Origin of the sequence: Gilliamella sp. N-G2 (assembly GCF_002142215.1) — a bacterium.
Lineage (GTDB): Bacteria > Pseudomonadota > Gammaproteobacteria > Enterobacterales > Orbaceae > Gilliamella.
The window spans coordinates 42,803-58,152 of the sequence record NZ_NAST01000002.1 but is presented as its reverse complement, the minus strand read 5'-3'; the positions used below and the strand labels follow the sequence as shown (position 1 = coordinate 58,152).

Below are 15,350 nucleotides of genomic sequence, written 5' to 3'. Positions count from 1 at the left end.
AAATATTAACTTTACTATCTTTTTAAATAACATAAAATATAAAATGGTCGTTGTTTAAAATAAGGAATAAATAATGCAGCCCGAAATTACACGAGATCTATTTGATAAAGTAATTCTACCCGTTTATTCACCCGCTAACTTTATACCTGTGAAAGGAAATGGTAGTCGAGTATGGGATCAAAATGGTGAAGAATACATCGATTTTGCTGGAGGTATAGCTGTCAATGCTCTCGGTCATTGTCATCCTCAGTTAATCAATGCTCTACAGCAACAAAGCGAACAATTATGGCATGTTAGTAATGTTTTTACCAATGAACCAGCATTACGACTTGCCCAAAAAATTATTGAAAATACTTTTGCTGAACGTGTGTTTTTTGCTAATTCAGGTGCCGAAGCAAATGAAGCAGCTTTTAAATTAGCAAGATATTATGCTGCTGAAAGATATAGTCCATATAAGACGAAAATTATCGCTTTTTATCAATCTTTTCATGGCCGTACTTTTTTTACTGTATCAGTCGGTGGGCAAGCTAAATACTCCGATGGCTTTGGGCCAAAACCTGCTGATATCATTCATGTTCCTTTTAATGATTTAGATGCTGTTAAAGCCGTAATGGATGATCATACTTGTGCTGTAGTTTTAGAACCAGTGCAAGGTGAAGGAGGATTAACTTCTGCCACACCAGAGTTTTTAAAAGGTGTACGAGCACTTTGTGATCAATATAACGCCCTATTAGTCTTTGATGAAGTACAATGCGGTATGGGAAGAACAGGCAGTTTATATACTTATCAACAATATGATGTCATTCCTGATATTTTAACTTCCGCTAAAGCTCTCGGCGGTGGCTTTCCTATTAGTGCAATGCTAACTACAAATGAAATTGCATCGGTAATGCATTCTGGTGTTCATGGTACTACTTATGGTGGAAATCCACTGGCTTGTGCCGTTGGTTGTGCTGCTTTCGATATCATTAATAGCCCAGAACTACTTGAAGGTGTTCAAAAACGTCGGGCAATGTTTATTGAACAACTTGAAACTATTAATGATAAATTCAAAGTATTTCGAGAGTATCGAGGTAAAGGCTTGCTTTTAGGTGCTGAATTACAACCTGAATTTCATAGTAAGGCACGAGATTTTTTAAATGTTGCTACCGAGTATAAAGTAATGATACTTAATGCAGGGCCAAATGTACTACGTTTTACGCCATCTTTAATTATCTCTGAGGATGAAATAAAAGAAGGCATGAACCGATTTAGCAAAGCAGTCGAAAAAGTTGTCAATTCTTAAGTTTTTCTATACAGTAACGGCATTTTAAGTGATTAAGTGCCGTTAATGCACTTAAAGGATATTGTTTATGACCGACATTCGACCATTAAATTATGCTAAAACGCATTTTATCTTAAGTGCCCCTGACATTACACATTTACCAATTGATACTGGCGTTGAAATTGCATTTGCCGGACGTTCCAATGCGGGTAAATCAAGTGCACTCAATACATTAACCAATCAAAAAGCCCTAGCAAGAACCAGTAAAACTCCAGGACGAACACAACTAATCAACCTTTTCGAAGTTGAAGAAAACTGCCGCTTAGTTGATTTACCTGGTTATGGTTATGCGCAAGTTCCTGAGGCGATTAAACGTAAGTGGCAAAAATCACTAGGTGAATATTTGCAAAAACGAGAAAGTTTAAAAGGTTTAGTTGTCTTAATGGATATTAGACACCCATTAAAGGATTTGGACCAACAAATGATTGAATGGGCTGTATCTGTAAATATTCCTGTAATGTTATTATTAACTAAAGCCGATAAACTGGCTTCTGGTGCACAAAAAAAACAAGTTAATATGGTCAAAGAAGCCATTTTACCTTTTCAGGGTGATATTACTGTTGCTCCTTTCTCATCGCCAAAACGTGTCGGTTTAGAAGCTTTAAAGCAAAAACTAGATGAATGGTTTAGCCAACAATAATGGAACATTATGAATAACAGTGCATTTTCTTTCCAAACATTAACGCCGGAACTGATTCTTGATAGCTTAGCCGCCATAGGTATCTACGTTGATTCAGGCCTTACGGCTTTAAATAGTTATGAAAATCGTGTATATCAATTTTCTGATGAAAATCGCACTCGTTATGTCGTTAAATATTATCGTCCTCATCGCTGGAATAAATTACAAATTATTGAAGAACATCAATTTACTCAGCAATTAGTCCAAGCCGATATTCCAGCCATTGCACCAACAACAATTAATAATAATACCGTGCATGAATATCAAGGCTATCTATTTGCATTATTTCCAAGTGTTGGCGCAAGGCAGTATGAAACCGATAATTTAGATCAATTTGATTCAGTTGCAACTATGCTCGGTCGGATTCATCAAATTGGCGCAAAACAACCTTTTGACCATCGTCCAACCATAGGTTTGCAAGAATATCTTTATCAACCTCAAGAAATTTTGTTATCTAACGCCATCATTCCTAATAAAATCCAAACAGATCTTAACATCATCCTCCGTGATTTAATTAAAACTGTTGAACAACATTGGCATAACGATTGGCAACCAATTCGACTACATGCCGATTGTCATCCCGGAAATATTTTATGGCGGGATAAAGCCATCTTGGTTGACTTTGATGATGCGAGAAACGGTCCAGCAATTCAAGATATCTGGATGCTACTCAATGGTGATCAACAACAGCAGAGAATTCAATTATCCAGTTTTATTGAACTTTATGAGGAATTTTTCCTATTTGATAATAACCAATTGAAATTAATCGAACCATTACGAGCAATGCGAATTGTGCACCATCTGGCATGGATTATTCAACGTTGGCAAGATCCAGCTTTTCCTCGTGCCTTCCCTTGGTTAACTGATATTGATTTTTGGCAACAACAGTTAAAGCAATTTAACCAACAAATTGAAGCAATTAAAGCACCATCATTAAAGTTAATATCAATAATGTAAACTTAAATACTATTCAATCTTTTTTAGATTCAAAAAAGTGAATAACTCATCTAAATTTGGCGATAATAAAACCAGCTTTTCTTTTTGAATTTTAGATAACTGCTTGATACGATATTCTAATTTCAAGGCGGTAGATCTCTCCCCTTCCCCTACACTCAACAGGTAAACAACAGTGAGATCCTGATGTCCTTTTAAATGTTTCGCCCCTTTACCCATCTGATGTTGATGTAAACGACGAACTACGTCAGTAGTAATACCGGTATACAATGATTGTTTTGCGGTTCGGATGATATATAAGAACCATATAGTTGCTTTTGTTTGCATAAAAAAGATTAAAAATATAATTATAATCATATTAAGTTAATTTTAATCAATCGTGAAGTATAGATTTTTCTATTAAAATCGAATGATTAACACTATTTTCAAAATTCATTTCCTATCAATTAAGTTTTGTTAAAGCTCAATCATTATTAAAATGTAAGTAAGAATATAACTTTGATGTTTGTTTTAATAAGATTGATGGATTTACTTTAATAGGGATAATGTTTAAGATAACTTAATTTTTTGATCTATCTTAGGACTACAAAATTTGAATAACTTTGCAAAAATTATTGAAATTGAACGTGGCAACATGAAATTTGCCTACGTAGAAAACGACGAAATCAATTATCTAGATCTTTTTGACCAATTTTTGGCAGAAGAAGGCCATCATGAATTACTCGATCCAAGTGATAGAATTGAGCGATATACCTATTTAATCGATCACGGTCAAAGCAAATTCATTTTTAAAATTGATGGCGGGGTTGAACACCGCTTAGAGCGTCGTTTGATTGCCAAACTTACTGGTGATTTTTATTTCAATTTAATTCACAAGTTAGCCAAAATCGCTTTAGACAAATGTGATATTGCTTATGAACTTTATCTGGTTGCATTTGATAAAGTGACTAAACGCCATTATATGATTTTCAATTTTATTGAAGGCCGCTCTTTAAAATGGGAAGAGATGAAAACCTATGGTGAACAGATAAAAGACTGCATTGAGAAGTTACATAGCTATAATCTGGTTTCTAACGATGTTCATGGTGGTAATTTTATTTTAACACCTGAAGGTAAAATCAAAGCTATCGACTTAACCAACTCTGGTTTCATTTGGCTAACTAAAGCTAATGATGCCATCGAATTACGCGAACGTTTTGGTATTAAGATAAAAGTACCGGTTATGGCAATGGCCATTAAAAAATTCACTCACGGGTTTAAACGATTATCACGAAAAATTCGTGGCAAAGAGGATTAATAATGAAAATGAGAGAAGGACAAACTTCTCTCATTTTCCTGCAAAACCATAATTAATCTTCTAATGTAATAAATAATCTATTTTTTGATAGCTTCCAGAACTAAAAATATTTATACCCTTCTCTTCTAAATACTGGTAAATCCTTGTATAACCATATAGAATTATACTAATCTGACGAATAAAGGATGAGTTATGAGAAAGTTAATTGGTTTTACTGTTCTAGTCACGTTGTTAACTAGTTGTGCTTCTCACAAAATGCAGTCAATCTATAAAACGCAAGGTGTGGAGATCGCGCAAAACTCTTCGGGAGAAGATATTATAAATAAATACAGTACTTCTCGTCCTATTGCCTTACTTCGTTCTTCATTATCACTCTGTATAGCACAAGAACTTGATAATAGCCCAGTAGTTTTGAACAGTGAAAACTATTTAGGTTCTGCTTGGTGGTCATATTATAATATGCCAACCCAACAAGCCATTACTATCAATGGTGGAGAAACCATCAAATTAGTTGAAGGAAATAACATTGTTGCCAATGCTGTTACTAGTTATCAGTCACAATCTAAATATTTTGTCAGTTATACTTTAACTACAACCCGCAATTCCAATAATGTCCGTTATTTATTTAGCAATATCAAACAAGCTCAGCAGAATACTGGTTCTTTTAGCAATGAGGGTTTTGAAAATGTAAAAACCATAGAAAGAGTCCACCCAGATTTAGTTATTGAAGCGCTTAATAACGAAGTCGATAAAATTCAAGCTTGCTTATTACGCTAATCCCCCAACTCTTTCCTTAAAAATTTTTTGAGGGAAGGGTTTTTTAACCACCATATGTTATTTTTATATATATTTTCTTTCCTTAAATAACTATCTTTAATTATAAATTATTTATCATTACTAATACTGTGGAATAATAAAAAAAGCTAATTAAAAATCTAAATCATTAAATAAAACAATAATTGTAAAATAGTTATTGATAACCATTATTAATAATAAATTATTTTATTCTCATAACATTCAATTATGCAGTAATACTATATTAAAAACACAAGGAATAATGATGGAAATCAATAAGTTGTTAGGAGTTATAATTTTTAGTGGTCTATTATTTGGCTGTGCTAAAGAATCTTCGAGAACAATCGAATCACCAACTGTAAATAGCTATCATTCAAATTATAATGGTGTTAAAACCAATATTGCTGTAGGTAAATTTGAAAATCGTTCAAGTTATCAAAATGGTATTTTTTCTGATGGTGTAGATAAATTGGGCAATCAATCAAAGACATTGCTTATCAGTCACTTACAACAAACCAATCGTTTTAATGTTCTAGATAGAACTAACATGCAAGAATTAGCAACTGAAGCTAAATATAGAAAACAAAAGCAAAACGTGATCGGTGCAAATTATATCATTTCTGGTGATGTAACAGAGTTTGGTCGAAAAGAAGTTGGTGATCATCAACTATGGGGAATCCTTGGTAAAGGTAAGGAACAAATTGCTTATGCAAAAGTAAGTTTGAACATAATTGATATCCGAACATCTCAAGTAGCCTATTCAGTACAAGGATCCGGTGAATATAGCCTATCCAATCGTGAAGTAGTTGGATTTGGCGGTAAAGCAAATTATGACTCTACTTTAAATGGCAAAGTATTAGATTTGGCTATTAGAGAAGCAATTAATAATTTAGTCAGAGGGTTAGATAGCGGCGACTGGAAACCTAATACCAAATAAAATGAACGTTAATGATATAAGGATCATAACAATGTTAAAAAAACAATACTTTATATATTTATTGTTCGCAGGAATATTATTTGTATTAAATGGTTGTCAATCATCTAATACTATTTATTACTGGGGTGACTATCAAGAAATACTTTATAACTATACTCAATCAGATAAAAGTGGCTACACTGAGCAGATTCAAGATTTAGAAAAAACTATAGAAAGAGCTAAATCAACTAATAAATCTGTACCACCAGGATTATATGCTCATTTAGGTTTGCTATATGCAACATCTGGTGATACAAATAAAGCTTTTGAACAATTTGAAAAGGAAAAAACACTTTTCCCTGAATCAAAACACTTTATTGATTTTATTGAAAGAAAATATCAAGGGAAATAATCAATGAATAATAAATTTATTGCTCTACTCGGAACATTTCTGGGGCTCTTTATGTTGGCCGGATGTACCGTAAATAAAGAAAGTTATGACTATACAGCATTTAAAGAAAGTAAACCTGCTTCAATTTTAGTTTTATTACCAGTCAATCACTCAAATGAAATCAATGCGAGTTATGGGGTTTTATCTCAAGTAACCTTACCTTTAGCTGAAGCGGGTTATTATGTTTTCCCTGTTATGTTTACTGATGAAGTATTTAAACAAAATGGTTTAACGGTAGCTAATGATATTCAAGCAGTTAGTTTATCTAAATTACAGCAGACCTTTAATCCTGATGCAGTTTTATATATTAATGTGCAAAACTATGGAACTAATTATCAAGTGATCCAGAGTGATACACGTGTAACATTAGAAGCAAAACTACTCGATGCTCGAACTGGAAAAGTTATTTGGACAGGTAGTGCTACGGCTTCTAGTCTTGAAAGCCAACAATCAAATAATAGTTTATTAGGTATGTTAATTTCTGCAGCTATCACTCAAATAAGTGATACTGTAAGAGATCGTAGTGTAGCAATATCAAGCATCGCAGCGGCTCGTTTATTTACACCAAATCCAGTAAAAAGTAACGGGATTTTATATGGTCCTTATGCTAAACAAAAATAACTAATCTAATTATTTCTTTATAAAAAAGCGGTAATAATTACCGCTCTTTCATTGATATAATTACACATATCAATATTAATTTCTTAATATTATTCTATGCTATTCTTCAATTATTGGATTATTTTCATAATTCGTTATATTATAAAATATATAACGATAAGGTAATACATTTTTATAGCATGGAATATCTGATGAAAAGACACATTAAACAGTTGACCCCACTTTTACTTATCCTACTACTTCTGATCAGTTTCACCTCAAAAGCAAAATTGATTACAGATCAGTTAAATCGAACCATTGAGGTTCCTGATAAAATTGATAGAGCAGTTGTTTTACAACATCAAACTTTAAATTTGATAGTCCAACTTAACCGTCAAGATACAGTTGTTGGAGTACTTTCGTCTTGGCAAAAGTTATTAGGAAAGGATTTCGTAAAATTAGCGCCTAATTTAGCTAACATGCCAATGCCTGGTGACTTAACTTCTGTCAATATAGAAAGCCTGTTAGCACTTAAACCACAAGTAGTGTTCTTGGCCAATTACGCTCCTAAAGAAGTTATTGAGCAAATTGAAAAACTTGATATTCCTGTTATTGCGATATCCTTACGCAAAGATATTTCTTCTGAAGCTGACAAAATTAATCCAATAATGGTTGATGAGGAAACTACTTATAATGAAGGGTTAAAAGAAGGTATTTTATTAATTGGTCATGTATTAAATGCCAATAAAGAAGCAGAAGCATTGATTGACTATACATTTAAAAATAGACAACTCGTCACCGACCGCTTAAAAAACATTCCTACAGAAAAACGAATTCGCGTATATATGGCTAATCCAGATCTAACGACATATGGTTCAGGTAAATACACCGGTTTAATGATGGAGCATGCGGGTGCAAGCAATGTTGCAGCCAAAACCATACAAGGATATAAGCAAGTAACCATTGAAGATGTTATGCAATGGAATCCACAAGTTATTTTCGTACAAAATAGATATCCACAAGTTGTAGATACTATTTTAGCTGACAGTTTGTGGCAAAATATTGATGCAGTTAAAAATAAACGGGTTTATTTAATGCCGGAATATGCAAAAGCTTGGGGCTACCCAATGCCGGAAGCATTAGCTATAGGCGAGTTATGGATGGCTAAAAAACTTTATCCTGACTTATTTAAAGATATTGATATGCAACAACAAGCAGATAGATATTATTTAGAATTTTATCGAACACATTATCAAGGTATATGATCATTAACTATGATATCAATATCGTATAATAAAACGTTAATAGGGCTAATTTTTATTATGATAGGATTAGCCTTGTTTTCGCTTTTTTTAGGACACTATTCAATAACGGTTTCTGAAATATTCAATATATTAAGTCAACCTTTTTCAAAAAAACAAGATTATTCGTTTATCATTCACCAACAAATTATATGGCAGGTTCGCATTCCGAGAATATTATTAGCTTTTTTTGCTGGTGCTAGTTTAGCCTTGTGTGGGGCGGTGTTACAGGGTTTATTTTATAACCCTCTAGTTGATCCTCATGTCATAGGTGTAACCTCAAGTTCAGCTTTTGGAGGTACCTTAGCTATTTTACTTAACTTATCTACATTTGGTTTACTCGGTCTGTCTTTCTCATTTGGTCTATCAACACTACTGTTTATTTTCGTATTGCTTAAAGGCCTAAAACAAAACAATCTACTCATATTAATCTTAGTGGGATTAATTCTTAGTGGATTTTTTAGTGCTTTAGTTAGTTTAATGCAATATTTAGCTGATACCGAAGAAAAATTGCCCAGTATTGTCTTTTGGTTATTGGGTAGTTTTGCTACAGCAAACTGGAATAAATTAATTATACTAGCAGTGCCAACCAGTTTAGTTAGTTGGCTTTTAATTAGATTAAGTTGGCGAATTAATATTTTATCTTTAGGGGATAATGAAGCAAAAAGTTTAGGGGTATCTGTTTTATTTTCTTGTTGGTTAATTTTAATACTGTGCACGTTTATTATATCCATCCAAGTTGCGGTTAGTGGTTGTATCGGTTGGATAGGATTAATCATTCCTCATGCTGCACGATTAATAGTTGGTAAAAATCATCAATACTTGCTACCAATTGCTTTTTGGTTAGGCGGCGGATTTATGATGATAACTAATGATATCGCTCGTTTAATTAACAGTGCCGAAATCCCGATAGGTATTATTACCGCAGTAATCGGTGCACCTTGCTTTGTTTTATTATTACGTCAGCAAATTTTTTCGAGATCATAATATGTCATCACCAATTTTAACAACTCATGAATTAATTTGTGGCTATAAAATTGATATTACACCACCTTTAGATCTGGTAGTGAATCATCATGATATTGTTGCCATTTTAGGCGTTAATGGTCGAGGAAAGAGTACCTTACTAAAAACGTTAATGGGAATTATTCCCCCTTTTGCCGGGAAAATTGATTGTGTATGCCAATGTGGTTTTGTTCCACAAAATTTTTCTCTTAATATTGACTATCAAGTATGGGAAGTTGTAGTTATGGGGAGAAGCAAGCAATGGGGATTATTTGGAAAACCTAATGAGGAAACAAAGCAATTGGCCTATGAGACATTAACAAACTTTGGATTAAAAGAGCATATCCATAGACCATTCTCATTACTTTCTGGCGGACAAAAACAACTTGTTTTAATTGCGCGCGCATTATTAACACAATGTGAAATATTACTACTAGATGAACCAACAACTGCATTAGATCTTCATAATCAGCAGAAAATATTAAATCTTTTAACTTCATTAGCAATACAACATAATCTGACAATTATCTTTTCTACACATGACCCAGCACATGCTATGTATGCAGCCAATCAGGTATTATTATTACAAGAAAATAATTATCAATATGGCAAAACAGAACAGTTTTTAACTGAAAGTAATTTAAGTCAACTTTATCATATTTCTATGAAAAAAATCACACTCGAAAACTCACTAACCATTTTTCCGATATATCATAGCGAGTAACATATGGAAAAACTTATTATTTATGCCGCAGGTAGTTTACGTGTAGCATTTCCTGAAATTGCAAAACAATTTACTGAAATACATTCAACACAGATTGAGTTTAAATTTGCGCCAGCCGGTTTATTGTATGAAAAAATAATTGAAGAATCTGCTCATCCTCATGCCCATCTATTTGCATCCGCAAACACCTTATATCCGCAAAATCTAATTAAACAAAATTTAGCATCCTCAGATTTCATTTTTGCAGATAATAGTCTCTGTTTAGTGGTTCGCAATCAACCTCATTGGACAACATTAGATAGTTTAAGCATATTATTCAATTCCAATACTCGAATTGGTATGTCCACACCATTAAAAGATCCATCTGGAGATTATACTTTTATATTATTTGATAATATTGAATCACAGTATCCGGGGAAAGGTGAAGAATTGAAAAAACGCGCCAAGCAACTGGTTGGTGGTACCCTTACACCCACTACCCCTAATGGAATGCATCCCGCTGAATATCTCTTATTGAATAATATTGTTGATGTTTATATTGGTTATACAAATTATGCAGATAAAATTTTGGGTAACCCGCAATTAGCTATTCTTAAATTACCCACCGAACTTATACCAGCTATTAATTATAGCATTGCATTACTCAATCATGCTCATCCTATTACAGAATTATTTATTCATTTTTTACTAAGTAAACAAGGACAAGATTGTTTAGCTATTAATGGTTTTATAAAAAAAGTTTAGGAACATTTTTTTGATTTTAAAAATGGGTGAAAAATGACTTATTAAATCATTTTTTCATAGAGTGTTCATAAAAACCATCTTAATAAATTAGTCATTACTAATTTTTCTATTTTAATGATCACTTTTATATAAAATTTATTATAAATCAATAATAAATTTAATAGTAAACTTACATTAATTACAAAATTAGTTAGTTAACTTTCTTATTCTTCTGATTTCTAACTGCATGACTATACTGCATATGAACTATAAAAAAACATAAAGAGGTATAGTTATGAGCATGCTCCAAGATATAAAAGAAAACAAAATGTATATAGGTTCACTCCCCCTTCCCCTATTTCTAGTTTGTTCCATTATTGTTATTATTGCTGCCCAATTAGATATGCTACCTAAAACTCTAATTGGTGGTTTTGCAGTGATATTGCCTTTAGGTTGGTTTTTAGGAACTCTCGGTCAGAATATTCCCTTTTTCAAAAAATTTGGTGCCCCTGCGATATTATCACTTATTGTTCCTTCATTATTGGTTTACTACCATGTTTTTGATGAAAATACCTTATCAGCTGCCAAGATGCTAATGAAGGATTCTAACTTTTTACTCTTTTATATTGCCAGTTTAGTATGCGGTAGTATTCTTGGTATGCATCGTGTCATTCTAGTTCAAGGCTTTATTCGAATGATGATCCCAATGTTATTAGGAATGTGCTTAGCTGCATTAGTTGGTGTCTCTGTTGCTGTCGCTTTTGGGGATGATTGGGAGCACGCCTTCTTTTATACTGTTTCACCGGTAATGGCAGGAGGAATTGGTGAAGGTGTTTTACAGCTCTCCAATGCTTATAGCAACATCCTTAATCAAGATTATAATACTTTCGTTAGTGCATTAATTCCTGCAACTGTGGTAGGTAATTTTTTTGCAATCACTTTTACAGCAATTATGAGCCGAATTGGTGAAGTTAAACCTCACTTGAGTGGTCATGGTCAGTTAGTAAAAATTGAGTTTGATGGTTTAGCTGAAGCGCTAAAAGATGATAAAACACCACTTGATGCTAGAGCAATGAGTGGCGCAGTAATGATTTTAGCGACGCTATTTATTTTCGGTATGATTTTAGAAAAAATAACTCATTTCCCTGGCCCTGTTTTAATGATTATTGCAACCGCTGTTGTTAAATATTTTCGTCTATTACCAGCTAGTGTCGAACGTGGTAGTCAACAATGGTACAAATTTATTTCGGGCAATTTCACTTTCCCATTAATGGCTGGATTAGGTCTGCTCTATATCGATTTAGCCAGTGTAGTTAATGTATTAACTATCCCATATTTCATCACCATTATCGCTATTGTATTTACTGTTTCAATGACAGGATTTGTCTGTAGCTTCTTCTTAAAAATGTATCCCGTTGAGGCATCCATTATTTCATCTTGCCAAAGTGGTATGGGAGGAACTGGTGACGTAGCAATACTTTCTACTGCTAATAGAATGAACTTAATGCCTTTTGCCCAAGTAGCAACACGATTAGGCGGAGCTTTAATGGTGATAAGTACCACAGCACTAATGCGTTATTTGCATATGTAATTTTCTGCAAAAAAGCAATAATTCACCGTTTGAGATAAACATTGATTTAGTATCACAAAATATTCAAACATAGATTATTTATTTAAAAAGGTAAGTATTATGACAACAGTACAAGAAAAAGCGTTAGCAATCAGTAAACAAATGCACGGTAAATTTGAAACTCATTCGAAAGTTCCGGTTAATTCAATGGCAGATCTTAGTGTTGCTTATACACCTGGCGTTGCTGCAGTGTGTACTGAAATTGCTAAAAATCCTGAGGCAGTTTATGAATATACCAGTAAACGCAATTTGGTTGCGGTTATCACAGATGGTTCTGCTGTTTTGGGATTAGGAAATATTGGACCAGAAGCGGCTATTCCTGTAATGGAAGGCAAAGCAATTTTATTCAAACAATTTGCTAATGTTGACGCTATTCCTTTATCAATTAATACTCAAGATCCAGATGAGCTAGTCAAACATATTGCAGCATTAGCACCCTCATTTGGCGGTATCAATCTAGAGGATATCAGTGCACCAAGATGTTTTGAAATTGAAAAACGATTGCAAGAGTTATTAGATATTCCGGTATTTCATGATGATCAACATGGCACAGCAATAGTGGTATTAGCAGCGCTATATAATGCACTTAAAGTTGCTGGTAAATCAATCGAATCGGTCAAGGTAGTGATTAATGGCGGTGGTGCTGCAGGTTTAGCTATCGCCGATATGTTATTAGCTGCTGGTGTAACCGATCTTAAAATTGTCGATAAAATTGGTATATTATCTGAAGATGATCTTTCTTTACCGCCACACCATTTAGATATGGCGAAAAAAACTAATAAGAATAGACAAAAAGGTACTTTACAAGATGCAGTTAACGGCGCTGATGTATTTATTGGTGTATCAGCTCCGGGAGTATTGAAAGCCGATTGGGTTAAAACGATGGCGGAAAAATCAATTATTTTTGCTATGGCAAATCCGACACCAGAAATATTTCCAGATGAGGCTAAAGCAGCTGGTGCTTATATTGTCGGGACGGGGCGCAGTGATTATCCAAATCAGATTAATAATGTCTTGGCATTTCCTGGCATATTTAGAGGTGCATTAGATGCTAGAGCAAAAAATATTACATTAGCCATGCAACTTGCAGCTGCCAAAGGATTAGCCAATATTATTATACCTGAAAAACTATCGGTTGATTGTATATTACCGAATGCTTTCGAACCCAATGTAGCTAAGGTTGTTGCTGAAAGTGTCAAAAATGCAGCTAAACAATAATTAATGTTTAATAATTCATTCAACTTTAAACCTACTAATACTAAATTTATTAGTAGGTTTACATGCTAATCAGTTATCATAGGTAAATGATTGCTTTTTAGGCAGTAAATAGTAATGAGATATTTATTTAACAAATTACCACTCAAAGTTAAGTTAATAAGCTTAATTTGCTTAGTTTTTATACTTTCGGTTATTGCCCAAAATATTTATATTGTTCATGTAGTGAATAACGAGTATTTAATTAATTCTCGTCAGCGAGTCGAGAATATTGCTAATATTATCTCTACTTCACAAACTATTATTCAAGAAATACAAAACCCAACGCCACAAAATATCGCATCTATTCAGGCAAAAACAGAACAATCGCGGGCATTAACGCAAACCGATTTTATCGTTATATTTAATATGCAAGGAGTAAGATATTCGCATCCAGATAGAAATAAAATTGGTCAAACTATTGTCGGAGGGGATGAACAACGCGCGTTAAAGGGGGAATCTTATACTTCAATTGCCAAGGGAACCTTGGGAGATTCTGTTCGAGCATTTAAGCCAATTATGAATAATAAAAATCAACAAATTGGCGTCGTTTTGGTTGGTCAGACCTTGCAAAAAATTAATCATTTAGCGTCAAGAACAAGCCAACCAATTTGGTTATCATTATTTGCTTCGTTATCAATTGCCATTCTTTTAGCTTATTTGTTATCCCGTAATATAAAGAAAATTTTATACGGCCTTGAACCTATTCAAATGGCACAACTGTTTGCTGAACGAAATGCGATTATTCGAACGGTAAAAGAAGGAATTGTGGTCATCAATCGAGAGGGTTTAATCACTCAGATCAACGATGAAGCGATTAGAATTTTGCGTATCCCAAAAGATAAAGAAAATATCATTGGTTTACCTGTTGGTGACTTTATTCCCAATACTCGATTATATGAAGTAATGATAAGTGGAAATGCAGAATATGATTGTGAACAAAATATCAATGGTGTAGTGATACTAACTAATCGAACCCCACTATTCGTTAATAATGCTTTAGTTGGTGCTATTGCTTCGTTTAGAGATATGACGGAAGTTCGTAAATTGGCTGAAAATTTAACAGGGGTTAATCGTTATGCTGATGCTTTACGTTCACAATCTCATGAATTTAATAACAAATTACATGTCATTTATGGTTTAGCTTATAATGATAATAAATTAGAATTAATTGATTATCTAGAAGAAATTATCGGTAATCAACAAGCTGAATCTAAACTGGTTAGCCAATATATTAAAGATCCTATTATAGCTGGATTTTTAAATAGCAAATTTAGCCGAGCACGAGAACTAAATGTAACATTAACATTTAACATTGATGGTGTTTTAGCGCTAATAACAGATACATCTGTAACTCATAGTTTAGTGACGATACTTGGCAATTTAATTGATAACGGTCTTGATGCGGTTCAATTTTTGGATGATAAACAGATCAAAGTGAGTTTAGTCATTGATAATACCAATTTTGAAATTGAAATTAATGATAATGGTGAAGGTATTTCAGAAAATGATATTCAGTATATTTTCCAAAAAGGTTATTCGACGAAAGGGGATAATCGAGGATTTGGGCTTTATTTAGTGTTAGCTAGTATTGATGAGTTAGATGGACATATTCAATTATGTGATTCTGATAATAAAAAAGGGACTTGCTTTAAGGTATTATTACCACTAAAAGAGATCTATAGGAAAAAATAGTC

The 15,350-nt window shown here is 33.3% G+C and carries 16 protein-coding genes; 15 read left to right on the top strand and 1 reads right to left on the bottom strand.

Features of this window, described 5'->3' with window-relative positions; translation table 11 throughout:
* The first annotated feature begins 73 nt into the window (after positions 1-73).
* From B6C99_RS01355 to B6C99_RS01345, 3 genes are all read left to right on the top strand, one after another.
* A complete protein-coding gene (locus B6C99_RS01355) occupies positions 74-1,285 on the top strand; it encodes an aspartate aminotransferase family protein (RefSeq protein WP_086358190.1) in 1,212 nt (403 codons plus the stop codon).
* A 76-nt stretch (positions 1,286-1,361) separates the two neighbouring features.
* On the top strand, positions 1,362-1,964 hold the full coding sequence (gene yihA, locus B6C99_RS01350) for a ribosome biogenesis GTP-binding protein YihA/YsxC (protein WP_086358306.1): 603 nt from the start codon (positions 1,362-1,364) through the stop codon (positions 1,962-1,964).
* Between the two features lie 9 nt (positions 1,965-1,973).
* On the top strand, positions 1,974-2,960 hold the full coding sequence (locus B6C99_RS01345) for a serine/threonine protein kinase (RefSeq protein ID WP_086358189.1): 987 nt from the start codon (positions 1,974-1,976) through the stop codon (positions 2,958-2,960).
* A gap of 9 nt (positions 2,961-2,969) precedes the next feature.
* Here B6C99_RS01345 and B6C99_RS01340 read toward each other — a convergent pair whose 3' ends face one another.
* A complete protein-coding gene (locus B6C99_RS01340) occupies positions 2,970-3,284 on the bottom strand; it encodes a GIY-YIG nuclease family protein (protein WP_086358305.1) in 315 nt (104 codons plus the stop codon).
* 265 nt (positions 3,285-3,549) lie between these two features.
* On the opposite strand from B6C99_RS01340, the gene B6C99_RS01335 reads away from it, so the two are divergent.
* The 12 genes from B6C99_RS01335 to dcuS all read left to right on the top strand — a co-directional run bounded on the left by B6C99_RS01335 (position 3,550) and on the right by dcuS (position 15,348).
* On the top strand, positions 3,550-4,254 hold the full coding sequence (locus tag B6C99_RS01335; protein ID WP_086358188.1) for a lipopolysaccharide core heptose(II) kinase RfaY: 705 nt from the start codon (positions 3,550-3,552) through the stop codon (positions 4,252-4,254).
* A 192-nt stretch (positions 4,255-4,446) separates the two neighbouring features.
* Positions 4,447-5,031, top strand: coding sequence for a hypothetical protein (locus B6C99_RS01330; RefSeq protein WP_086358187.1), 585 nt, complete (start codon positions 4,447-4,449; stop codon positions 5,029-5,031).
* Between the two features lie 283 nt (positions 5,032-5,314).
* Complete coding sequence (locus B6C99_RS01325) at positions 5,315-5,986, top strand: CsgG/HfaB family protein (RefSeq protein WP_086358186.1); 672 nt, start codon at positions 5,315-5,317, stop codon at positions 5,984-5,986.
* A 31-nt stretch (positions 5,987-6,017) separates the two neighbouring features.
* Complete coding sequence (locus tag B6C99_RS01320; protein ID WP_086358185.1) at positions 6,018-6,377, top strand: DUF4810 domain-containing protein; 360 nt, start codon at positions 6,018-6,020, stop codon at positions 6,375-6,377.
* A gap of 3 nt (positions 6,378-6,380) precedes the next feature.
* Positions 6,381-7,037 carry a DUF799 domain-containing protein gene (locus B6C99_RS01315; RefSeq protein ID WP_086358184.1) on the top strand — a complete coding sequence of 219 codons (657 nt, stop codon included), beginning with the start codon at positions 6,381-6,383 and terminating at the stop codon, positions 7,035-7,037.
* A gap of 191 nt (positions 7,038-7,228) precedes the next feature.
* Entirely contained in the window at positions 7,229-8,281 is a 1,053-nt protein-coding gene (locus tag B6C99_RS01310; RefSeq protein ID WP_305793979.1) for an ABC transporter substrate-binding protein, read from the top strand.
* Positions 8,282-8,290: 9 nt separating this feature from the next.
* The gene (locus B6C99_RS01305; protein WP_086358182.1) at positions 8,291-9,304 is read left to right on the top strand and encodes an iron ABC transporter permease; all 1,014 of its coding nucleotides are present in this window, start codon (positions 8,291-8,293) and stop codon (positions 9,302-9,304) included.
* A gap of 1 nt (position 9,305) precedes the next feature.
* Positions 9,306-10,046 (top strand): metal ABC transporter ATP-binding protein, encoded by a 741-nt coding sequence (locus tag B6C99_RS01300; RefSeq protein ID WP_086358181.1) that lies wholly within the window; start codon positions 9,306-9,308, stop codon positions 10,044-10,046.
* Positions 10,047-10,049: 3 nt separating this feature from the next.
* Positions 10,050-10,790 carry a substrate-binding domain-containing protein gene (locus B6C99_RS01295; protein ID WP_086358180.1) on the top strand — a complete coding sequence of 247 codons (741 nt, stop codon included), beginning with the start codon at positions 10,050-10,052 and terminating at the stop codon, positions 10,788-10,790.
* Between the two features lie 274 nt (positions 10,791-11,064).
* Positions 11,065-12,360, top strand: coding sequence for a 2-hydroxycarboxylate transporter family protein (locus B6C99_RS01290; RefSeq protein WP_086358179.1), 1,296 nt, complete (start codon positions 11,065-11,067; stop codon positions 12,358-12,360).
* A gap of 99 nt (positions 12,361-12,459) precedes the next feature.
* Entirely contained in the window at positions 12,460-13,617 is a 1,158-nt protein-coding gene (locus B6C99_RS01285) for an NADP-dependent malic enzyme (RefSeq protein ID WP_086358178.1), read from the top strand.
* A gap of 114 nt (positions 13,618-13,731) precedes the next feature.
* Positions 13,732-15,348 carry a DcuS/MalK family sensor histidine kinase gene (dcuS, locus tag B6C99_RS01280; protein WP_086358177.1) on the top strand — a complete coding sequence of 539 codons (1,617 nt, stop codon included), beginning with the start codon at positions 13,732-13,734 and terminating at the stop codon, positions 15,346-15,348.
* Positions 15,349-15,350: the final 2 nt, after the last annotated feature.

Bases quoted from the DNA above. Each gene is read 5' to 3' on its own strand.
- B6C99_RS01285 (WP_086358178.1), top strand. From the start codon at position 12,460: ATGACAACAGTACAAGAAAAAGCGTTAGCAATCAGTAAACAAATGCAC.
- B6C99_RS01290 (WP_086358179.1), top strand. From the start codon at position 11,065: ATGAGCATGCTCCAAGATATAAAAGAAAACAAAATGTATATAGGTTCA.
- B6C99_RS01300 (WP_086358181.1), top strand. From the start codon at position 9,306: ATGTCATCACCAATTTTAACAACTCATGAATTAATTTGTGGCTATAAA.
- B6C99_RS01325 (WP_086358186.1), top strand. From the start codon at position 5,315: ATGGAAATCAATAAGTTGTTAGGAGTTATAATTTTTAGTGGTCTATTA.
- B6C99_RS01355 (WP_086358190.1), top strand. From the start codon at position 74: ATGCAGCCCGAAATTACACGAGATCTATTTGATAAAGTAATTCTACCC.
- B6C99_RS01295 (WP_086358180.1), top strand. From the start codon at position 10,050: ATGGAAAAACTTATTATTTATGCCGCAGGTAGTTTACGTGTAGCATTT.
- B6C99_RS01330 (WP_086358187.1), top strand. From the start codon at position 4,447: ATGAGAAAGTTAATTGGTTTTACTGTTCTAGTCACGTTGTTAACTAGT.
- B6C99_RS01305 (WP_086358182.1), top strand. From the start codon at position 8,291: ATGATATCAATATCGTATAATAAAACGTTAATAGGGCTAATTTTTATT.
- B6C99_RS01340 (WP_086358305.1), bottom strand. From the start codon at position 3,284: ATGCAAACAAAAGCAACTATATGGTTCTTATATATCATCCGAACCGCA.
- B6C99_RS01345 (WP_086358189.1), top strand. From the start codon at position 1,974: ATGAATAACAGTGCATTTTCTTTCCAAACATTAACGCCGGAACTGATT.
- dcuS (WP_086358177.1), top strand. From the start codon at position 13,732: ATGAGATATTTATTTAACAAATTACCACTCAAAGTTAAGTTAATAAGC.
- B6C99_RS01315 (WP_086358184.1), top strand. From the start codon at position 6,381: ATGAATAATAAATTTATTGCTCTACTCGGAACATTTCTGGGGCTCTTT.
- B6C99_RS01310 (WP_305793979.1), top strand. From the start codon at position 7,229: ATGAAAAGACACATTAAACAGTTGACCCCACTTTTACTTATCCTACTA.
- B6C99_RS01320 (WP_086358185.1), top strand. From the start codon at position 6,018: ATGTTAAAAAAACAATACTTTATATATTTATTGTTCGCAGGAATATTA.